Annotated in this window: 20 protein-coding genes; 7 read left to right on the top strand and 13 right to left on the bottom strand. The window is 63.1% G+C overall.

The window, feature by feature from the left end:
• Positions 1-92 precede the first annotated feature (92 nt).
• The 5 genes from flgE to BJP62_RS04695 form a co-directional block, all read right to left on the bottom strand.
• Entirely contained in the window at positions 93-1391 is a 1299-nt protein-coding gene (gene flgE, locus BJP62_RS04675) for a flagellar hook protein FlgE (protein WP_070527144.1), read from the bottom strand.
• A 109-nt stretch (positions 1392-1500) separates the two neighbouring features.
• Positions 1501-2172, bottom strand: coding sequence for a flagellar hook assembly protein FlgD (locus BJP62_RS04680; RefSeq protein WP_070527147.1), 672 nt, complete (start codon positions 2170-2172; stop codon positions 1501-1503).
• 24 nt (positions 2173-2196) lie between these two features.
• Positions 2197-2610, bottom strand: a complete 414-nt coding sequence (gene flgC / locus BJP62_RS04685) for a flagellar basal body rod protein FlgC (protein ID WP_070527150.1) — start codon at positions 2608-2610, stop codon at positions 2197-2199.
• 8 nt (positions 2611-2618) lie between these two features.
• Complete coding sequence (flgB, locus tag BJP62_RS04690; RefSeq protein WP_070527153.1) at positions 2619-3023, bottom strand: flagellar basal body rod protein FlgB; 405 nt, start codon at positions 3021-3023, stop codon at positions 2619-2621.
• Between the two features lie 174 nt (positions 3024-3197).
• Entirely contained in the window at positions 3198-3527 is a 330-nt protein-coding gene (locus BJP62_RS04695; protein WP_070527156.1) for a DUF2325 domain-containing protein, read from the bottom strand.
• 151 nt (positions 3528-3678) lie between these two features.
• Between BJP62_RS04695 and BJP62_RS04700 the strand changes: the two genes are divergently transcribed.
• The 3 genes from BJP62_RS04700 to BJP62_RS04710 all read left to right on the top strand — a co-directional run bounded on the left by BJP62_RS04700 (position 3679) and on the right by BJP62_RS04710 (position 6896).
• Positions 3679-5301, top strand: a complete 1623-nt coding sequence (locus BJP62_RS04700) for a mechanosensitive ion channel family protein (protein ID WP_070527159.1) — start codon at positions 3679-3681, stop codon at positions 5299-5301.
• Positions 5302-5442: 141 nt separating this feature from the next.
• Positions 5443-5580: a helix-hairpin-helix domain-containing protein gene (locus tag BJP62_RS18975; protein ID WP_374749732.1), complete on the top strand. Its 138-nt coding sequence runs from the start codon at positions 5443-5445 to the stop codon at positions 5578-5580.
• A 107-nt stretch (positions 5581-5687) separates the two neighbouring features.
• Positions 5688-6896: an MFS transporter gene (locus BJP62_RS04710; RefSeq protein WP_070527161.1), complete on the top strand. Its 1209-nt coding sequence runs from the start codon at positions 5688-5690 to the stop codon at positions 6894-6896.
• Between the two features lie 49 nt (positions 6897-6945).
• Here the strand turns inward: BJP62_RS04710 and BJP62_RS04715 are convergent, their stop codons facing one another.
• Together BJP62_RS04715 and BJP62_RS04720 are read right to left on the bottom strand one after the other, a co-directional pair.
• Positions 6946-7428 (bottom strand): DUF1579 domain-containing protein, encoded by a 483-nt coding sequence (locus BJP62_RS04715; protein ID WP_070527164.1) that lies wholly within the window; start codon positions 7426-7428, stop codon positions 6946-6948.
• A 235-nt stretch (positions 7429-7663) separates the two neighbouring features.
• Positions 7664-8005: an FKBP-type peptidyl-prolyl cis-trans isomerase gene (locus tag BJP62_RS04720; protein WP_070527167.1), complete on the bottom strand. Its 342-nt coding sequence runs from the start codon at positions 8003-8005 to the stop codon at positions 7664-7666.
• 259 nt (positions 8006-8264) lie between these two features.
• Between BJP62_RS04720 and BJP62_RS04725 the strand changes: the two genes are divergently transcribed.
• The 3 genes from BJP62_RS04725 to BJP62_RS04735 are packed head-to-tail and all read left to right on the top strand — an operon-like array spanning position 8265 to position 9599.
• On the top strand, positions 8265-8744 hold the full coding sequence (locus BJP62_RS04725; protein WP_070527170.1) for an SRPBCC domain-containing protein: 480 nt from the start codon (positions 8265-8267) through the stop codon (positions 8742-8744).
• Positions 8745-8755: 11 nt separating this feature from the next.
• Complete coding sequence (locus tag BJP62_RS04730) at positions 8756-9223, top strand: SRPBCC family protein (protein WP_070527173.1); 468 nt, start codon at positions 8756-8758, stop codon at positions 9221-9223.
• On the top strand, positions 9210-9599 hold the full coding sequence (locus BJP62_RS04735; RefSeq protein WP_070527176.1) for a helix-turn-helix transcriptional regulator: 390 nt from the start codon (positions 9210-9212) through the stop codon (positions 9597-9599). Before BJP62_RS04730 ends, BJP62_RS04735 begins: the two co-directional genes overlap by 14 nt.
• 981 nt (positions 9600-10580) lie before the next feature.
• On the opposite strand, the gene BJP62_RS18305 is transcribed toward BJP62_RS04735, so the two are convergent.
• The 6 genes from BJP62_RS18305 to BJP62_RS04755 form a co-directional block, all read right to left on the bottom strand.
• A complete protein-coding gene (locus BJP62_RS18305; protein WP_145927105.1) occupies positions 10581-11036 on the bottom strand; it encodes a hypothetical protein in 456 nt (151 codons plus the stop codon).
• Positions 11033-12511 (bottom strand): dGTPase, encoded by a 1479-nt coding sequence (gene dgt / locus BJP62_RS17865; RefSeq protein ID WP_083300707.1) that lies wholly within the window; start codon positions 12509-12511, stop codon positions 11033-11035. Before dgt ends, BJP62_RS18305 begins: the two co-directional genes overlap by 4 nt.
• Before the next feature lie 59 nt (positions 12512-12570).
• Entirely contained in the window at positions 12571-13659 is a 1089-nt protein-coding gene (locus BJP62_RS04740) for a ribonucleotide-diphosphate reductase subunit beta (RefSeq protein ID WP_070527178.1), read from the bottom strand.
• Between the two features lie 57 nt (positions 13660-13716).
• Positions 13717-14310 carry a hypothetical protein gene (locus tag BJP62_RS04745; protein ID WP_070527181.1) on the bottom strand — a complete coding sequence of 198 codons (594 nt, stop codon included), beginning with the start codon at positions 14308-14310 and terminating at the stop codon, positions 13717-13719.
• A 34-nt stretch (positions 14311-14344) separates the two neighbouring features.
• Positions 14345-14923: a hypothetical protein gene (locus tag BJP62_RS04750; protein WP_070527184.1), complete on the bottom strand. Its 579-nt coding sequence runs from the start codon at positions 14921-14923 to the stop codon at positions 14345-14347.
• A 371-nt stretch (positions 14924-15294) separates the two neighbouring features.
• A complete protein-coding gene (locus BJP62_RS04755) occupies positions 15295-18156 on the bottom strand; it encodes a ribonucleoside-diphosphate reductase subunit alpha (RefSeq protein ID WP_070527186.1) in 2862 nt (953 codons plus the stop codon).
• 555 nt (positions 18157-18711) lie between these two features.
• On the opposite strand from BJP62_RS04755, the gene BJP62_RS04760 reads away from it, so the two are divergent.
• Positions 18712-20961, top strand: a complete 2250-nt coding sequence (locus BJP62_RS04760) for a PhoX family phosphatase (RefSeq protein WP_070527189.1) — start codon at positions 18712-18714, stop codon at positions 20959-20961.
• The last annotated feature ends 37 nt before the right edge of the window (positions 20962-20998 follow it).

The following is a 20998-nucleotide window of genomic DNA, read 5'->3' on the forward strand; positions in this document are numbered from 1 at the left end:
CGAAGCGCAGAAACCGGAATGGACGTGTAGTCCATGAGGATTTCGAGCATCGGACGGGCACAAGATGCGCAGGCGCAGCCGTCTAATACGGCTTAGCCCAGGTTCACGAGGGTTTGCAGGATGGTGTCCTGCGCCGAGATCGTCTTGGCGTTGGCCTGATAGCTGCGCTGTGCGGTGATCAGGTTGACGAGTTCGGCGGTCAGGTCGACGTTGGAATCCTCGAGCGCCGACGACTGCAGCGAGCCGAGGTTGCTCGAGCCCGGATCGCCGACGTTGGCCGAACCCGAGCCGAAGGTCTCGGCCCAGCGGTTGTCGCCGAGCGGCTGCAGCCCCTGGACGTTGGCAAAGTTCGCCAGCACGACCTGGCCGATCACCTTGGTCTGGCTGTTCGAATACGAGCCGACGATGACACCGGACTTGTCGACGCTGATGCCGGTCAGCGTGCCGTCGGCATAGCCGTCCTGCGTGTACGTGGCACCGAAGGCGCTGCCGAACTGCGTGCTCTTGGCGAAGGTCACCGGGAAGGTGAACGGGCTGGTCGCGCCGTTCGGCGCCGCCAGTGCGGTCGTGAACGTGAAGCCGGCTGCATTGGTCGTCGGGTTCGAGACGGTGTCGAGCTTGCCGTTGCCGTCGAAGTACAGATAAGCCTGCGTACCGGCGGTGCCGGTTGCCGGCACCGGGTTGGCACCGTCGAACGAGGTCTGCACTTCCCACTGGTTGGTCGCGGTCTTGGTGAAATAGAAGGTCAGGTTGTGGCGCACACCCTGCGCGTCGTAGACGCTCGCGGTCGTCGCGTCGGTGTAGGTGGTCGGGTCCTGGACGTTGAGCGGGCCGACGCCGGTCGGCGGTGCGGCGCGATTGATGATGGGCTTGCTGCCGTCGAGGTTGGTGATCATCGCCAGCCCGGCGTTCGAGAGCCCCGACGCGCCGGTGGCGGCGGCACCGACGTTGCCGACGGTCAGCTGCAACGGTTGCGGCACGCCACCCTTGTTCAGCAGGCCGCTGCGCGGGTCGACCGGCCAGCCGGTCAGCCGCTGGCTGCCGTTGACGATGTAGCCGCTGCGGTCGAGCTGGAACTGGCCGTTGCGGGTGTAGCTGACGTTGCCGGCCTGATCGACGACGCGATAGAAGCCGTTGCCGGTGATCGCCAGATCGAGCGGATTGCTCGAGCTGCTGATGTTGCCCTGGCCGAACTGCTGCGCGACGTTGTCGAGCCGCGTGCCGATGCCGGCGAGCGTGCCCGAATTGGCGAACGTCGCCGCGTAGATGTCGGCGAACTCGGCGCGCGAGCCCTTGAAACCGACGGTGCTGGCGTTGGCGATGTTGTTGCCGATCACGTCCAGGCTCTTGGACGACGCGTTCAGACCGCTCAAACCCTGCTGGAAACCCATTACTGCCTCCGTTGGCCGGCAAGCCGGCCATTCTCATTCGAATTCAACGCACAAAGCGGTTAATGCCCCAAGGGCACTTCCTGCGGGCGCAAACCCAGTGCAATCGCGCTTAGCGCAGCTGCTTGATCTTGGTGAAGTCGACGATGCTGCCGTCGGCCAGCTGGACCTTGGTGCCGTTGGCGGCGAGCGTGACGCTGGCGGCCTTCTGCCAGCCGAACACGTCGATCGACTGCTCCTTGCCCGCGGCGTTGATGCTGGCCGCGAGCACGTGGTAGGAGCCGGCCGGTGCCTGCGTGCCGTCGGCGAGCTTGCCGTCCCACTTGACGTTGATGTAGCCGGTCTGCGACGCGGGGATGTCGACCTTCTCGATCACGTTGCCGGCCGCATCGACGATCGCCAGCTGGGTGCCCTTGTGGCCGGCCGGCAGCTCGACGCCGAGGTCGACGCCGTCCTTGCCGGGGTACTCGAGCCCCTTGACCGGCGCCATCACGTCCTTGCCGACGACGGCCGCCGCCTGCAGCCCCTGCGTGCCGGCCATGCCCGCCATCATCTGCGTCATCGTCGCGTTCAGCTGCTGGATGCCGGTGACCGTGTTGATCTGCGCCATCTGCGACGTGGTCTGGGCGTTGTCCATCGGGTTCATCGGGTCCTGGTTCTGCATCTGCGTGATCAGCAGCTTCAGGAAGCTCTGCTGCATGTCGGCAGCCTGGTCCTTGGCCTTGTCGGCCTTGGCATTGAGCGTGGTGTAGTCGAAACCGCTGGTGGCGTTGACGGCAGTCATGGTGTGCTCCTGTTCGCGCCGGGATTAGATCTGGCCCAGCTGCAAGGTGCGCTGCAGCAGGGTCTTGGCGGTGTTCATCACGTCGGCGCTGGTCTGGTACGAGCGCGACGCCGAGATCATGTTGGTCATTTCCTCGACGACGTTGACGTTGGGCATCGCCACGTAGCCGTTGGCGTCGGCCAGCGGGTTGGCCGGCTCGTACACCAGCCGCGGCGGCGCCTGGTCCTCGATCACGCCGGCGACGCGCACGCCCGGCGTGGCGGCGCTGCCACCGGGCAGCGGCGCAACCTGGAACACGACCTGACGGGCGCGGTAGGGCTGGCCGTTCGAGCTCGTTGCCGATTCGGCGTTGGCAAGGTTGCTGGCGACGGCGTTGAGGCGCTGCGATTGCGCCCGCATCGACGAGGCGGCGATATCGAATACCTGGAACAGGGACATGGCGGGCCTTATTGATTGCTCAGGGCGTTCTTCAGCGACGAGATCCGGCCCTGCATGAAGGTCAGCGCGGCCTGGTAACGCATGGTGTTGTCGGCGAACTGGCTCATCTCGGTGTCCATCTCGACGGTGTTGCCGTCGATCGCGCCCTGTGCCGGCACCCGGTAACCGAGTTGCGGCGCCAGCAGGTCGAACGCGGCAACCGGCTGCAGGTGGCGCGGATCGGTCTGCTTCATCGCAGGCTGCGCAATGCCACCCATCGCGGCCTTGAACGCGGCGCCGAAGTCGAAATCGCGCGCCTTGTAGTTCGGCGTGTCGGCGTTGGCGATGTTCGCCGCCAGCACCTGCTGCCGCTCGCTGCGGAGCTTGAGCGCGGTTTCCTGCGGTTTGAAGTAATCGTCGAGGCGTCCGAGCATCGGAAAAATCCCGGCAATGAATCAGAGAGTTCTCATATAAGCAGGAAGCGTGCCACCGGTTGCCGCGAGAAAAAACAAGGCCCGGCTTCGAGGGCCGGGCCTGCTAGCAACGGTACGGCGGCAAGTTTTGCCGCCCTGCTGCCGGGGGTATCCATTACCGGTGGTGCATGCCACCTAGTGCAGCTTGCGCTGCGGGCAGGTGTCGCACGGGTTGGTCGCACAGTGGCCGAGCTTGTCGAGCGTTTGCGACAGCGAGCACACCGAGCGGCGGCAGGCGACGAAGCGGATGTTCTCCTCGTTGGCCAACTCGCGGTAGTGGCGCATCACGTTGTGGCCGAGGAAGTCGGTGAACAGGATGATCAGGTCGACCCCCTTGAGGCTGGCCGGCTTGCGCTGGTGCGCGGCGTGGCGGCCGGAGACGTGCTTGTGGATGGTAATGCCGTAGCGGCCCAGCAGGTCGGGGATGTTGCCGAGCACGTCGGCGCCCACAAGGTAAGCGTTCATCGGTTTTCTTCCTATGTATGATGAGATTGTTCCGGCTTGTGCCGCCGGTGCAGTGCATTCAAACATAAATGAGATTCATTATCAATAAAGAAATGGGACGCCCTCGGCCGCCCGCCCGACGAATGGCAAACCACCACTGAACCCGACTCCCATGCGCCTCCTTGCCCTCCTCCTGCTCTGCCTGTCCCTGTTCGCCCACGCCGACGATGCGTCGGCCCCGGCAATCTCGACCCCCGCGGCATCGACCGTCGCCACGGCCGAAGCCACGCTGACGATCAACAACCGCAACATCGCCACCTTCCGCAGCAATCTGCTCGGCTCGACGCCGCAGCAGCGCCTCGAGGCCGCCGACAAGCGCATCCGCCGGCTGCTCGGCGACGCCACGCCGCTGAAGCTCGAAACGCGGACCAACGTCGAAGGCGGCGCGCTGCTGTACGACGGCAACCCGCTGTTCTTCGTCAGCAGCGCCGACGTCGACACGCTGTCCGGCGAAACGCTGAACGGCAACCTCGAGCACTCGAAGGCGGCGCTGACCGAGTTGTTCAACGACGCCCGCGGCTTCAACCAGCCGCAGCAATGGCTGTTCGCGATCGCCAAGGCGGCCGCGGCAACGCTGCTGTTCGCGCTGTCGCTGTGGCTGCTGAACCGGCTGTGGCTGCTGTGGAACCAGTTGCTGCGCTTCGTGCTTGCCAAGCTGATCCACAAGCTGCGCGACGTGCGCAACGTCGTGCCGATCCGGCTGATCAAGCTCAGCCTGCGTCTGGTCGGCTACCTGGTGTTCTGGCCGAGCGCGCTGGCGCTCGGCTATGTGTGGATGTCGTACGTGCTGCGCCAGTTTCCGTATACGCGGATCTGGGGCGAGCAGCTCGATGCGGCGGTGCTCAAGCTCTTGAGCCAGTTCGCCGTCGCCATCCTCTCGGCGCTGCCGAGCCTGGCCGTCGTCGTGCTGATCCTGCTGCTGACGCGCTGGACCGTCCGCGGCATCAACTACCTGTTCGTCCAGGTCGAATCGGGCCGGGTCCAGCTCGGCTTCTTCGACGCCGACACCGCCGCGACGACGCGCAAGCTGCTGTCGGTTGCCGCGTGGCTGTTCGCCGTCGCGATGATCTACCCCTACCTGCCCGGCGCGAACACCGACGCGTTCAAGGGGCTGAGCGTCATCGTCGGCCTGATGGTCTCGCTCGGCGCGTCGAGCGTCGTCGGCCAGTTCGCATCGGGGCTGATCCTGATCTATTCGCGCTCGATCAAGGTCGGCGAATACGTGCAGATCGGCGACGAGGAAGGCACGGTGATGGAGATCGGCATGTTCGCGACCAAGGTCCACACCAATCTGCGCGAGGAGGTCAGCATCCCGAACTCGGTGCTGGTCAGCCAGAGCGTGAAGAACTTCTCGCGACTGGCGCGCGGCGGCGGCGTGATCTGCAAGATCGCCGTCACCATCGGCTACGACACGCCGTGGCGCCAGGTCCACGCGATGCTGCTCGAAGCCGCCCGCCGCACCGCGGGGCTGCGGCAGGATCCGTCGTCGGTGGTCTACCAGACCGCGCTGTCGGACTTCTACGTCGAATACCACCTGCGCTTCGCGCTCGACGAACCGCGCCTGCGGCTGCAGATCCTGTCCGAACTGCACGGCAATGTGCAGGACGTATTCAACGAATACGGCGTGCAGATCATGTCGCCGAACTACGAAGCCGACCCGGAGACGCCGAAGATGGTCAAACCGGAAGACTTCTACCTCGCGCCGGCGCAGCGGCCCGAAGGCGCCCGGCCGTGAACCCGGCCAGGGTCGACCGCACCAGGGGCCGCGTCTTTGAGGACCTGCCAAGGCATGCGCGGCCGACCTGCGGCTGATCGGCATCACCGAGCCCGGCCAGCTGGCCGGGCGCGATCCGTACGCGCTGTACGAGCTGCTGGCATGGCCACCGCAACCCGGCAGGATCCGTGCATGCTCGATGTCTTCATCCCGATCGTCCGCTTTGCCGACGGCGAAGCGCCGCGGCCGTGGTGGCACTACACGGCCGAGCGCAAGCGCCGCCTGTCCGGCCCGTGCTGAACCCTTTGCACCGGCCACCGGCCCGCGCCGGCGAATGAGGGCTGCGGCAAACGCAGGCCGCCGTTTTCGGTGCTAGATTCGGCCCATCTCCCGCCTGCCCGCCGACCATGCACCGCCTCCCGTCCGCCACCGCCGCCCGGCCCGCCATTCCACGCACGGTCTGGGCGCTCGGCCTCGTCAGCCTGTTCATGGACCTCTCGTCCGAGCTGACCCACGCGCTGCTGCCGCTGTTCCTCGTCGGCACGCTCGGCGCGAGCGCGCTGACGGTCGGGATCATCGAGGGCATTGCCGAGGCGACCGCGCTGGCGGTCAAGGTGTTCTCGGGTGCGATCAGCGATTTCATCGGCCGGCGCAAGGGGCTGCTGCTGCTCGGCTACGGGCTGGCGGCGCTGACCAAGCCGCTGTTCCCGCTGGCGACGTCGATCGACACCGTGTTCACCGCGCGCTTTCTCGACCGGATCGGCAAGGGCATACGCGGTGCACCGCGCGACGCGCTGGTCGCCGATGTCGCGCCGGCCGAAATCCGCGGCGCGTGCTTCGGACTGCGCCAGTCGATGGACACCATCGGCGCCTTCCTCGGCCCGCTGCTCGCGATCGCGCTGATGCTCGTGCTCGGCGGCCAGATCCAGTGGGTGCTGTGGTTTGCGGTGATCCCGGCCTTCATTGCCGTCGCGCTGATCATCACCGGCGTGCAGGAGCCCGAGTCCGCCGCGCCGCGCCGGCGCTTTAGCTCGCCGATCCACTGGCGGGCGCTGCGCGCGTTCTCGCCCGCGTACTGGTGGGTCGTGCTGATCGGCGCGGTGTTCACCCTCGCGCGCTTCAGCGAAGCCTTCCTGGTGCTGCGCGCACAGGAACTCGGCCTGTCGGCCACCTGGGTGCCGCTGGCGATGGTCGTGATGGCGCTCGCCTACACCCTGTCGGCCTACCCGGTCGGCAGGCTGTCGGACCGGATGAACCGGACGACCCTGCTCGCCGTCGGCCTGCTGCTGCTGGTGCTCGCCGACCTGGTGCTGGCACGGCTGGCGTCGATCGGCGGGCTGATGTTCGGCGTCGCGCTGTGGGGGCTGCACATGGGTTTCAGCCAGGGCGTGCTGGCGACCATGGTCGCCGACACCACGCCGCAGACGCTCAAGGGCACCGCCTTCGGCGTGTTCAATCTGGTCTGCGGCGTGGCGATGCTGCTGGCCAGCATCGTCGCCGGCTGGCTGTGGGAAAGCCACGGCTCGGCGACGACCTTCCACGCCGGCGCGCTCTTCGCCGCGCTGGCGCTGCTGATGCTGTGCGGCCGCCGGCTGCTGCGGCCGGCGGCCGCCTGAACCGGTCAGCGCTTGCGGGTCTGGTCGTCCGCGCTTGCGGGTCTGATCATCAGCGCTTGCGCGCGTAGCGCGCGGTCATGAACGGCGTCCACTTGCCGTCGGCGCCCTGTCCTTCCGAACGCATCACCCGGTGGTCGGCGTCGACGATTTCGATCACGTCGTGGTAATTGCCCGTCTGGCCCGGGTTCATGCAGTCGGGGCCGGACGACGACAGCGTCAGGATGCGGCCACCGGCGTCAAGCTCGCCGTCGTAGACCCATAGATGCGTCATCATCGACCCGACCCAGCTGCCGGTGAAGCGCTGCCGCTCGGCGTTGAACCCCAGCGTCATCAGCATCGTGCACGGATCGCCGTCGGGCATCGTCCCCTGCCCCTCGCACAGCACCCAGATGTCGCCGAGCGCGCGGACCGATTCGCTGCCGCTGCTTTTCTCTGCCGGCTGCCCCGGCGGCCCCTGCATCTCGCACTCGAACGTCCAGTCGCCCAGCAGTTGTTGCAGCCAGCGGTGCTGCTGCAGGACTTCGGTTTTCATGGCCGGCTCCTTCATGTACTGAAGCTGCCAGCCTAGTCGGCAAAGCGGTGCAGCAAGGCCGTCAGCTGCCGAATGGCAGGCAGGACGTTAGAACGGCGAACAAAACCCAGTGCAACGGTGCCAGCAAGGCGTGCAACGCGTCCCGCGGGGGCTTCCTTCGGTCGCAACAGCGCAGGCGCGCACGGCCAGCAGGGTTTGCGCCCCGCAGGATGCGCCCTTGGGGTACTCGCCGTTCTCAATCGTCGCGGGTCAGCACTTCCAGCAATTCGATCTCGAAGACCAGGTTCGAGTTGGGCTTGATCAGCGCGCCAATCTGCCGCTCGCCGTAGGCCAGATGCGCCGGCACGTACAGCCTGCGCTTGCCGCCGACCTTCATCCCCATCATCCCCTGATCCCAGCCCTTGATCACCCGTCCGGTGCCGATCACGCACTGGAACGGCTGGCCGCGGTCGTGCGACGAATCGAACTTCGTCCCGTCTTCCAGCCAGCCGGTGTAATGGGTGCGGATCAGCGCGCCCTTGACGGCTTCCTTGCCGTCGCCAATGGCCAGGTCTTCGATCCGGAGTTCATTGCTCATGGTGGGCCTCGAAACGGTCAGGATTAAGAAGCGGCGGATTTTACCACCGCGGCCATCGCCCCCGTCCATCGGCCCGCCGCCGTGCCGCCGCCCCGGCCCGGTTCCAGCAGCGGCGCCGCTTCAGGCCGGGCTGCCGCGCCGGACTCCCGAACGTCGCCACCTCATAAGGCAACCCATTGGTTGCAATTTATAGACGGACTCGCATACTGCAAAATGCAACCATAAAGTTGCATGAATGCAGTCGAAAAGGAGCCGTACCATGAACGACTACAGCCAAAGCCTCGTGCTCGCCGCACCGCCGACGCGCGCCTACGCCGCCCTCACCACCGCCGCCGGCCTGCGCGGCTGGTGGACGCAGGGTTGCGATGTCGACACCCATGTCGGCGGCAGCCTGCAGTTCCGCTTCGGGCCGCACTATATGCACATGCGCATCGAAGCGCTGGCGCCGCCGGCCGAGGTGCGCTGGCTGTGCACTGCCGCGCATACCGATATCGATGCCTTTACCCGCAAGGACGAATGGGTCGGCACGCGGCTGGCGTTCCGGCTCACCGCCACCGGCGACGGCCAGACCCGGCTGGACTTCGTCCACATCGGGCTGGTGCCGGAATTCGAGTGCTACGATTTATGCCGGAACGGCTGGCAGCACTTCCTCGCCAGCCTGCAGCAGTACGTGGCCACCGGCACCGGCACGCCGTACCGCCCGGCCGAACCGCACCCTGCCGTACCCATCGCCGCCTGAAGGACGACACCATGAGCACTGTCAGCAATACCGACCGGATCGAACGCAGCATCGTCATCCACGCCCCGCGCGAGCGGGTGTGGCAGGCACTTTCGCATGCCGAAACCTTCGGCACCTGGTTCGGCGCCGACCTCAAGGGCCAGACCTTTGCGCCGGGGCAGCGCACGCGCGGGCCGATCACCATCCAGGGCTTCGAGCACATCCATTTCGACGTGGTGATCGAAAGGATCGAGCCGCAGCAGTTGCTGTCCTACCACTGGCACCCGTACCCGGTCGACCCGACGGTCGACTACGAACTGGAAACGCCGACCCGCGTGGTCTTCACGCTGCACGACGCGCCGGACAACGCCACGCTGCTGAAAGTGGTCGAATCGGGCTTCGACCACGTCCCGCCGAACCGCCGGCTCGAAGCGTTCCGGATGAACGACCACGGCTGGGCCGCACAGCTGGAGAACATCGCCCGCCATGCCAGCGCCTAAGCCCGCTCCCCACGCCGTCGCCGGCGTCATCGACACTGGCACGGCGCGGGTGTTCGCCGCGCTGGGCGACCCGACCCGGCTGAAACTCGTCGCCGTGCTCTGCGCCGGCGGCGCGTTCTCGATCGCCCAGCTCACCGCCAACACCGACATCAGCCGTCAGGGCGTCACCAAGCATTTGCAGGTGCTGGCCGAGGCCGGCGTGGTGCGGGATGTGAAGCTGGGGCGGGAGCGGTTGTGGCAGCTTGAGCCGGCGCAGGTCGAGATGGCGCGGCAGACGCTGGAAGTGATCGGGCGGGAATGGGAGGTGGCGTTGGGCAAGTTGAAGGGGTTTGTGGAGGGGGGTGATTACGCGTTTGCTCTGGTGGGCAATTCATAAGCGACGTAGGGCGGATTCGGCGCGCAGCGACAATCCGCCGATTGCCGACGCGATCAAACTGATCCGACGTACTGCGGTAGTGGGCAACTCGTCAGATCAAAGTCGCAAATCAAAGCTTTACTTCAAAAACCAAACCGCCGGTCCCGCCCGGCTGGCGGGTTACTTTCTTTGCTTCGCCAAAGAAAGTAACCAAAGAAAGGCGACCCGAGGCGGCAGGCGCTCCGCGCTACCCTGCGTCGGTCGCGAGCCAAGTCATAAAGCCGACTCGTCTCGCTCCACTCCTCGGCTGCCTTGAACGGGATTGGGGGCGGTATGCAAAGGTCAGAGCAAGCATAACGGTGGATTGGCTTCGCCGAATCCACCCTGCTGTATGAGCAACATAGAGCGGATTCGGAGCACAGCGACAATCCGCCGATTGCCGGCGCGGTCAAACTAACGACGTATCACGGTACTTGCTAAAACTTTCAAAAACGCCACGAAACAGCGCTGCCAACGGCACACCGCCCAGTCCCCTCAGCAGCGCCGAGCGAGGAACAAGCGGGGCGGGGTTTCGGCGAGCACTGTCTGAGCGAAGCGAGTTGCGCAGCCGCCGCCCCGATTGTCCGCAGTGAGGGCACCCCGAAGGGGCGCGGATGCGGGGTCGCCTTTTCTTTGGTTCGTTTCTTTTGGCGACGCAAAAGAAATGAACACGTGGGCGCGGCGGAACGCGCATCAAAACCACGTGGCGAAGCCACATAAAACAAAACCGCCAACATAAATCCGCCGTAGGTTGGGTTGAGCGCCCGCGAAGCCCAACATTGCACCGGTGGATGTTGGTCTTCATTGCATTCAGCCTAACCTACGTGCTCAAACACAAATACGCCAGTTAGTTAGTCAGCCTTGATGGGGAAATCAAGTATTGGTCTGAATTATTTGTCCAACGTAACGCCGCATATCCAGCAACCAAACGATGACCAATCCAACGCGGATCTACCGTGGGGCTCATGCTTTTCTGATTACACAACAACAATCCCCCATAAACCCAACCCATTCCTTTTCATCAATAAGACAGCAACCATAACCATGAAAAGATCGACCACTTCTATACCAAACCAACTTATGAAACAAATAATCTCCTATGTAGCTCCGAATCTTATCCAACTGCGCAGGCGACTTAGTATCCATATCTACCATAGGCATATGCACGCAAGACCCATCACTTAATGTCACACTGGAATGAATCGCAAAATCCTCATCAGGACCAGTTGATGCCATCAACTTGGCGACCAACCCTTCATTTAATAAGTCATCACGGCTCAACGAGATCGTACGACGAAAATCAGAGACAGAATTAGGGATGTACGTATAAAAGCTAAAACTCAATACACAAACATCGAGTCTTTGCACAACAAGCTCCCTAACCATCCAATAAGGATGATCAGCAGGCACAGAATTCATATCACTTTAATTCCAGACAAATTTCGATACAACTCAATAGCGTAATCATCAGTCATGCCAGACAAAAAATCCAAAACCAAATGAGTTCTAGCATGCCACTCCAAAGCATTTACATCACTATCACCGCCAACCTTTTCCAAAGCAGCCTGATATGCCTTCTTATGTTTCTCTGGAAATATTTTTAATAGTTTCTTTTCCAAAACTATTTTCTTACCTTGCCCATCCTTGTTCTCAAACCTCAACGCACATTCAAATCTATCTTTACTAGCCTCCAAAATCGGTTTGAATATATCTAGCAATCCAGAAATTGCGGTATAACCCGCATATTCAACCAACTGAACGCCATCATTGCAATACACATACTTCTTGCAATAATCTTTCAATATCTCCAGCAATATGCATGCTGGTGAGTCTATCGGCAGCAAGCTGGAAACATCTCTATTGGCAGCCTCTCGGAGAAACTCCTCAGCGGCAAACTCCACCATGACCCGGGTAGTACCTGTTCTAAAATCCGTGAACGTATACTGTGACTGTGCGAATACATCCTGCGCCCATTCAGTCTTCGTCTTTTGAACAAGTTCATTAAGCTGGCAAAATATTGAATCACGACCAATTAATTTAGTTCTACTCGCCCATTCATCACCTATCCATGTAGCGGCATGATTCAGCGAAACCAACTCCTTTTCGATAGAATCCTCTAGGTCGCTAATGCAATAGGCAATATCATCCGCAGCTTCCATTATGGAAGTCAGAGGAAATCGTACAGGCGCGTTTATTTGAATGGCATGTCGCTTCCAAAGTTCACAAACAAGAGCCTTTTCGGAGAGAAAATACCCTGCCTTTTTCTTCAGTTTATCATCTTTAATCTCACCTGCCATACGTAAATACTTCAGACATGCAAGCATCGTTACGGTCGTAAGATTCAATCCAAATTCATCGTTATTCCATTGCAGCTTAGAAATAATTCGAAGACCCTGAGGGTTTCCATCAAACTCAATAAAATCATCAAGATATTTTTTCGAAAAATCACTACCCAAAGACGTTGCCCTTACAAAACAAGCCTCGCCATTTTTTTCAAACCAATCTTGTATAGCAGCCTCGCCAAAATGCCCAAAAGGAGGATTTCCTATATCGTGCATTAAGCATGCCGTTTCGACAAAAATAGACAACGATCTATCAAGATCTGAATCTGAACAATCAGAACCCAATTTATCAATAATCCTATCGCAGATATAGCGACCTATCTGTGAGACCTCAAGGGAATGAGTGAGTCGACTACGTACAGCAGCGTTCGGTTCAAGTGAAAAAACTTGCGCCTTTTGCTGAAGACGCCGAAATGCGGCAGAAAACAATACCCTTCCTCTATCACTCTCTGCATTTTCAACAAGCGAGGAGCCACGAACTTCCGAAGGTCGGATCCGCTCAACCTTCAGAAAATCACGTAAATATTGTCGTATTTGCGATTGTGTATTCATTCCACCCTCGTTAGCATTTTAAACATAAACAAAACCTCGCAATTGCGAGGTTTTGTTTATCAATCCCAGCTCAACGCCCCACCAGTCTGATACTCAGTCACCCGCGTCTCAAAGAAATTCTTCTCTTTCTTCAAATCGATCATTTCGCTCATCCACGGGAACGGGTTGGTTACGCCCGGGAAGAGCTGGTCGAGGCCGATTTGCTGCATGCGGCGGTTGGCGATGAAGCGCAGGTATTCCTTGAACTGGCTGGCATTCAGGCCCAGTACGCCGCGCGGCATGGTGTCTTCGGCGTAGGCGTATTCGAGTTCGACGGCTTTCTTGAACAGTTCGGTGATCTCGGCCTTGAACGGTTCGGTCCAGAGTTGCGGGTTTTCCAGCTTGATGGTGTTGATCAGGTCGATGCCGAAATTGCAGTGCATCGACTCGTCGCGCAGGATGTACTGGTACTGCTCGGCGGCGCCGGTCATCTTGTTCTGGCGGCCGAGCGCGAGGATCTGGACGAAGCCGACGTAGAAGAACAGCCCTTCCATGATGCAGGCGAAGACGATGATCGAGCGCAGCAGTTGCTGGTCGGTTTCCAGCGTGCCGCTCTTGAATTCCGGGTCGGTCAGTACGTCGATGAACGGGATGAGGAATTCGTCCTTGTTACGGATCGAATCGACTTCGTGATAGGCATTGAAGATTTCGCCTTCATCAAGGCCGAGCGATTCGACGATGTACTGGTAGGCGTGGGTGTGGATCGCTTCGTCGAAGGCCTGGCGCAGCAGGAACTGGCGGCATTCCGGGCTGGTGATCTGGCGGTAGGTGCCAAGGACGATGTTGTTGGCGGCGAGCGAGTCGGCGGTGACGAAGAAGCCGAGGTTGCGCTTGACCAGGCGGCGCTCGTCTTCGGTCAGGCCGTTCGGGTCTTTCCACAGCTCGATGTCGCGCTGCATGTTCACTTCCTGCGGCATCCAGTGGTTGGCGCACTGGGCCAGATACTTTTCCCACGCCCACTTGTGCTTGAACGGCACGAGCTGGTTGACGTCGGTGGTGCCGTTGATGACGCGCTTGTCGACGACGTTGACCCGCCCTTCGGAAGCGGCGTGCACGCTGCCGGCGCCATGGGTGGTGGTGGATGGGGCGGAGTCTTCGAAGCTCAACATAGTGCTAATCCTTTTCGATCAAATGATTGCAATGGCGCGGCTGGTGCCGCGCCGGGTTTATTGTTTGACGTCCACGCCGCCGCTCAACAGACGGGTCTGGACGTTGGAAAAATCGCTGACGCCCCACATGACCTTCATGTGGTTGAAATCCCGCGCCTGCTGGTTGCTCAGCACGACGTCGGGCTTGAAGTTCATGTTCAGGTGGAAGTCCCCCAGATACACCACTTCGCCGGCCCTGACCGTAAAGCGGTCCTGCCGCGGCAGGCTGATCACGTTGCGCATGCCGGCCTGGCCCAGCGTATCGGGCATGCCCCAGTAGCCGTAGACGTGGGTGATCGTGTAATCGCCCGGCGGCAGCGCGGCGAAGGTCAGCCGGCCCTTGTCGTCCGGCACGTTGCCCGGCGCGCGGATGTAGTCGGTGTTCTCGCTGGCGTACAGGTTGCCGCTGACGCCGCCGCCGTTGAACACCAGATTGGCGTCGCCGCTATCGGGTTCCAGGCTGTTCAGCGTGAACGCCAGCACCGCATAACCCTGTCCCGGCGGCGGCACGAGCTTGCCGGCATCCGTCTGCGGCTTGAGCGACGCGCAGCCGGCCAGCAGGATCAGCAGGCCGAGCGCGCCGGCCCGTTTGTACCATCCATGGATACGCATTGCGTCCTCCAGTCCGCCTTCGGGCGGGATCACATCAACTGCCGTACGGCAGGCTGCCGGCCTGCGGCAGCCTTACCTGGATGTTGGACAGCTCGTTTGCCGTTTTACTCATTACCAGATCATAAAAATCGCGGCCGGCCTGATTGCTGACCGACGCCACCGGGTTGAAATCCAGCGCGACATTGACGTTGCCGACGTAGACGACCTCGCCGGCGGCAACGCTGAACGTCTGCCCCAGCGGCAGCCACACCGGCTGGGTGCGCCCGCGGCCGCCTTCCTCGGTATGCCAGCTGCCCTGCACGTGCATCAGCTGGTAGCGTCCCGGCGTCAGGTTCAGCAGGAAGCGCTTGCCGGGCACGTTCGGGCCGTTCGGCGAGCGCACCTCGTCGCCCTCCTCGCCGGTCAGCACCTGCTCGCCATGCGGGCCGCGCAGCACCAGCGAGACGCGCGCATCATCGGGCTCGGCCGCGTTCCACGTCAGCGTCAGCAGCACCGTTGCCTGACCGGCCGGCGCTTCGAGCTTTTTCGGCTCGTTGCTGGTGAATGCCTGCTGCACCTGCGCGCAGCCCGTCAGTGCCAGGGCCAGACCCAGGCCTGCCAGAAGCGTCTTCATGTCCCTTCTCTCCCCCGGCCTGCTCGTCGGCGGCCTTGTTGGCTTTCTTGTTGAAACCGATTCGTGAACCGCCTGCAGGCAGGCGGCTCAGGGATCGGGCCCCGCGAACCGGGCCGATGAGGGTGGGTTACGCCCCGATGGGGCTAACCCATCCTAAGTGCAGCCCCCATGACCAGCCCCTTCCCCCTCTCAGGGGGAAGGTCGGGATGGGGGTTGGCACATGGCCGACCTTACCCCCACCCTAGCCCTCCCCCTGCAAGGAGGGAGGGAACCGGGCTTATTGGCAGGCTTCGCAGTGCGCCTTCGGCACTCCCGGCGCGCCTCCACCGGCCCGTGTGGCTTGCGCCGCTTCCCGGCCAGCTACGCGTGCCTTACTGGCACGCTTCGCAGTCGGGATTATCGATCGAGCAGAACTTCATGTCGGTCGCCGGTTCCATCGCCGCTTCGACCGCCGGTGCCGCTGCCACCGGGGCGCTGTAGCCGCCGTCCACCGGCACGGCGTTCAGCTCGCCGCCACGGCCGGTCGACTTCTCGGCGTTCGATGCCGCCAGCGTGCGCAGGTAGTAGGTGGTCTTGAGGCCACGAATCCACGCATGCTTGTACAGCTCGTCCAGCTTCTTGCCCGACGCGCCGGCCATGTAGATGTTCAGGCTCTGCGCCTGGTCGATCCACTTCTGGCGGCGCGACGCGGCTTCGACCAGCCACTTCGGATCCATTTCGAACGCGGTCGCGTAGATGTCGCGCAGGTCTTGCGGAATGCGGTCGATGCGCGCCACCGAACCGTCGAAGTACTTGAGGTCCGAGATCATCACTTCGTCCCACAGGCCGCGGGCCTTCAGGTCGCGCACCAGGTAGTCGTTGACCACGGTGAACTCGCCCGACAGGTTCGATTTGACGAACAGGTTCTGGTAGGTCGGCTCGATCGACGCCGACACGCCGATGATGTTGGCGATGGTCGCGGTCGGGGCGATGGCGACGCAGTTCGAGTTGCGCATGCCGACCTTGGCGACGCGCTCGCGCAGCGCGTTCCAGTCCAGGCGTTCGGTGGTGTCGACCTCGAGGTAGCCGCCGCGTTCTTCGGCCAGGAGCTTGAGCGAGTCGTGCGGCAGGATGCCGCGGTCCCACAGGCTGCCCTTGAAGCTCGGGTAGGTGCCGCGCTCTTCGGCCAGCTCGGTCGACGCCCAGTAGGCGTGGTAGCAGACCATTTCCATCGACGCATCGGCGAACTCGACCGCGGCGTTCGACGCGTACGGAATCCGCTGCGCCAGCAGTGCATCCTGGAAGCCCATGATGCCCATGCCGACCGGACGGTGCTTGAGGTTGGAATTGCGCGCCTTGGCCACCGGGTAGAAGTTGATGTCGATGACGTTGTCGAGCATGCGCATCGCGGTCTTCACGGTGCGGGCGATCTTGTCCTGATCGAGCACGATCCGGCCGTCGACGTTCTTCAGGTGGTTCACCAGGTTGACCGAGCCGAGGTTGCAGACGGCGATTTCGTGGTCGTTGGTGTTCAGCGTGATTTCGGTGCACAGGTTCGAGCTGTGGACCACGCCGACGTGCTGCTGCGGGCTGCGGATGTTGCACGGGTCCTTGAAGGTGATCCACGGGTGGCCCGTTTCGAACAGCATCGTCAGCATCTTGCGCCACAGGGTCAGCGCCGGCAGCTTCTTGACCACGCGCATTTCGCCGCGCGCGGCCTTGGCTTCGTAGCCGGCATATGCCTCGGCGAAGTCCTTGCCGTACTTGTCGTGCAGGTCCGGCGCTTCGGCCGGGCTGAACAGCGTCCAGTCGGCGCCTTCGATCACGCGCTGCATGAATAGGTCCGGCACCCAGTTGGCGGTGTTCATGTCGTGGGTGCGGCGGCGGTCGTCACCGGTGTTCTTGCGCAGCTCGAGGAATTCCTCGATGTCGGCATGCCAGGTTTCCAGGTAGGCGCAGACCGCGCCCTTGCGCTTGCCGCCCTGGTTGACCGCGACGGCGGTGTCGTTCACCACCTTGAGGAAAGGCACGACGCCCTGCGACTTGCCGTTGGTGCCCTTGATGTGCGAACCGAGCGAGCGGACCGGGGTCCAGTCGTTGCCGAGGCCGCCGGCAAACTTCGACAGCAGCGCGTTTTCCTTGATGCCCTCGTAGATGCCGTCGAGGTCGTCGGCGATCGTCGTCAGGTAGCAGCTCGACAGTTGCGAGCGGCGGGTGCCCGAGTTGAACAGCGTCGGCGTCGACGACATGAAGTCGAAGGTCGACAGCACGTTGTAGAACTCGATCGCACGCTCTTCGCGGTTGATTTCGTTCAGCGCCAGCCCCATGGCCACGCGCATGTAGAACGCCTGCGGCAGCTCGATGCGCTCGCCGTCGATATGCAGGAAGTAGCGGTCGTACAGCGTCTGCAGGCCGAGGTAGCCGAACTGGTAGTCGCGGTCGTGGTTCAGCGCCGCGCCAAGGCGGGCCAGGTCGTACTGGGCCAGCTTTTCGTCGAGCAGCTCGGCGTCGATGCCGCGCTTGATGAAATCGGGGAAGTAACGCGCGTAGGCGTTCACCATCTCTTCGTGGCTGGTTTCCTCGCCGAGCACTTCGCGGCGCAGGCTGTCGAGCAGCAGGCGCGCGGTGACTTGCGAATACGACGGATCCTTCTCGATCAGCTGGCGCGCGGCCATGATCACCGACTTGCGTACTTCCTCGGCCGGCACGCCGTCATAGATGTTCTTCAGCGCTTCGTTCAGGATCGCGGCCTGGTCGGTCTCGCTGTCGAAACCGGTGCATGCCGACGCGATCAGCGCCTTGAGGCGGCCAAGGTCAAGCGGACGACGGCTGCCGTCCTCGAAGACGACGTTGATGCTGTCGTGGTGCTCGACTTCATGCTCGACCTTGGCGTGGTGGCGCTCCTGCGAGCGCTGTTCTCGGTAGATCACGTAGGCACGCGCGACGTCGTGCTCGCCGGTACGCATCAGCGCCAGCTCGACCTGATCCTGGATTTCCTCGATATGGATCGCGCCGCCTTCGGGCTTGCGGCGCATCAGCGCGCGCACGACCGAGTCGGTCAGGCCGGCAACGCGCTCGCGCACCGAGGCCGACGATGCGGCCTGGCTGCCCTGCACGGCGATGAAGGCCTTGGTCACGGCCACCGAGATCTTCAGCGGCTCGAACGGCACCACGGCACCGTTGCGGCGGATGATCTTGTAGCTGGCGTAGGCGCTGTTGTCGTGCTGCGCGGCGGTATCGAGGGTATCGGTCATTCGGCTTCCAGTGGTGCTATCCAGCGGGGCGTACATGCGCTCTGTTCCTTCTGGGTAGGGGGGATTCTATGATGTGCACAAGTCTGTGAACACTTTGTGAAGAAACACAATATCTTGTGTCTGCAAACTTGGATTAACACAAATACTAGTGGAAGAGCATCGGCTAGTGCAACAGCGCCGTCCTGTGATAAACGACGGCCGGCTTCCCCGGCACCCGCCGGGCCGCCATCCCGCCGGCACCGGCGTTATGACGGCTGCGTTGCAAGAAAAATACAAGTACCCAGAAAGCAAAAACAGGGCCAGCACCGATGGATGCGTGCCCTCGCCGCCGATCCGGGCGCCCGGCAAGCGGCCGGCAAAACCCGGCACGGCAGCGCCGGCAAGGTGCACGCGGCGCACCGCGAGGGTTCCCGCCGGTCATGCGGTACGCGCAAGTACGGCCAGCGGGCACAAGGCCGCCGGCAGGGTTTTGCCGGCCGCCCCTTAACGCCGCTGTCATCGACGCCCACTAGGCTTGCCGCCATCGCCTCAACGACAAGCACAGGGAGCCCAGCGATGAACAAGCAGAACAACACCCAGATCACCAGCGCCGACCCGGACGACATCGGCAACAACCAGAGCGGCAACGCCAGCTTCGACAGCGTGCTCGAAGCGCGCATCAGCCGCCGCAGCATCCTGCGCGGCGGCCTCGGCGGTGCGGCGGCGATGATGTTCGGCGGCGTCGCGCTCGGTGGCGCGCTGACCGCCTGTGGCGGCGGAGGCAGCAGCGACAGCGCCGCGCCGACGCCCGCCCCGACCCCGGCGCCCACCCCGACGCCGGCACCGGCCGCCCGTTTCAACTTCAATCCGGTCGCCAAGAACGTCCTCGACGCGCTGACCATTCCCGCCGGCTACAGCGCCGCCGTGCTGTTCGCGCTCGGCGATCCGATCAACAACGCGACCGCGGCCTACAAGAACGACGGCAGCGACGACGCACTGAGCTTCGATTTCCGCGCCGGCGACCATCACGACGGCATGAACTACTTCGGCCTGAACGCCGCCGGCACCGCGCGTGACCCGAACGGCAGCGAGCGCGGGCTGATCGCGATGAACCACGAGCACATCACCGACGCCTTCCTGCACGTGGCCGGCGCCACCGCCCCCGGCGGCATTCGCCCACAGGCCGAGGTCGACAAGGAGATCCGCGCCCACGGCGTCGCGGTGATCGAAGTGCAGAAGACGGCCGGCAAGTTCCAGCTCAACCGCGGCTCGAGCTACAACCGCCGGATCACCGCGCAGACGCCGATGGAGCTGAACGGCCCGGCACGCGGCAGCGACTACATGAAGACCGCCTATTCGACCGCGGGCACCCAAGGCCGCGGCACCGTGAATAATTGCGCCACCGGCGACACCCCGTGGGGCACCTTCCTGACCTGCGAGGAAAACTGGGCCGGCTATTTCTCGCGCACCGGCGACGTCAGCGCCAACCGCAGCGCCGCCGAGCTCGCCTCGTTCACCCGCTACGGCGTGCCGAGCGCCGCGTCGGGCAAGCGGTGGGACACCGCCGGCGCCGCCGACGTCTACAAGCGCTGGAACGTCGCCGCCAGCGGCGCCAGCGCCGCCGCCGACTTCCGCAACGAGGCCAACACCTTCGGCTATGTGGTCGAAATCGACCCGTACAGCGCCAGCTCGACCCCGCGCAAGCGCACCCACCTCGGCCGCTTCGCGCACGAGTGCGCCGTGTATGCGCCGGTGGCCGCCGGCAAGCCGGTGGTGTTCTACATGGGCGACGACTCGCGCAACGAATACATCTACAAGTATGTGTCGAAGGCGGTCTGGGATCCGGCCGACGCCGGCCGTGGCCTCGCCGCCGGCGACAAGTATCTCGACGAGGGCACGCTCTATGTCGCCAAGTTCAACGCCGACGGCTCGGGCACCTGGCTGCCGCTGACGTTGGCCAATACCGCGATCAGCGGCTACGCCGGCTTCAGCTTCAAGACCGTGGCCGACATCTGCGTCAACACCCGGATCGCCGCCGACGCCGCCGGCGCGACCAAGATGGACCGCCCGGAATGGTGCTCGGTCAACCCGAAGAACGGCGAGGTCTACTACACGCTGACCAACAACTCCAACCGCGTGACCACCGGCGCCTCGGGCAGCAAACTCCTGCCCGACGCCGCCAACCCGCGCGCGTACGAAGACATGAAGGGCAGCACCAAGCAGACCGGCAACGTCAACGGTCACATCATCCGCACCGCCGAAGCCGGTGCCGACCCGGCCGCGACCAGCTTCAAGTGGGACGTCTACGTGTTCGCCGCCGAAGCCAAGGCCGGTGCCGCGGTCAACCTGTCGTCGCTGACCGACGACAACGACATGTCGAGCCCGGACGGCATCTGGTTCAGCCCGAAGAGCGGCATCCTGTGGATCCAGACCGACGACGGCGCCTACACCGACACCACGAACTGCATGATGCTGGCAGCGCTTCCCGGCAAGGTCGGCGACGGCGGCGCGATCAAGGTCGCCAACAGCGTCGGCGGCACCGCGCTCGAAGTGACCACGCAGAAGGGCAAGAATCCGGACGGCGAAACGCTGCGCCGCTTCCTGGTCGGTCCGAAGGACTGCGAGATCACCGGCATCGCCGAAACGCCGGACGGCAAGACGCTGTTCGTCAACATCCAGCACCCGGGCGAAGACACCAAGGTGGCCGATCTGGGCGATCCGTCCAAGTTCACCAGCCACTGGCCGGCCGGCGGCACCGCCCGCCCGCGCTCGGCAACGGTCGTCATCACCAAGGATGACGGCGGCACCATCGGCCTCACGCTCTAGGAGCAGCTAACAAAACCCTGCTGGCTGCGTTGCGCTC

It is taken from the genome of Jeongeupia sp. USM3 (genome assembly GCF_001808185.1).
In the GTDB taxonomy this organism is placed as follows: domain Bacteria; phylum Pseudomonadota; class Gammaproteobacteria; order Burkholderiales; family Chitinibacteraceae; genus Jeongeupia.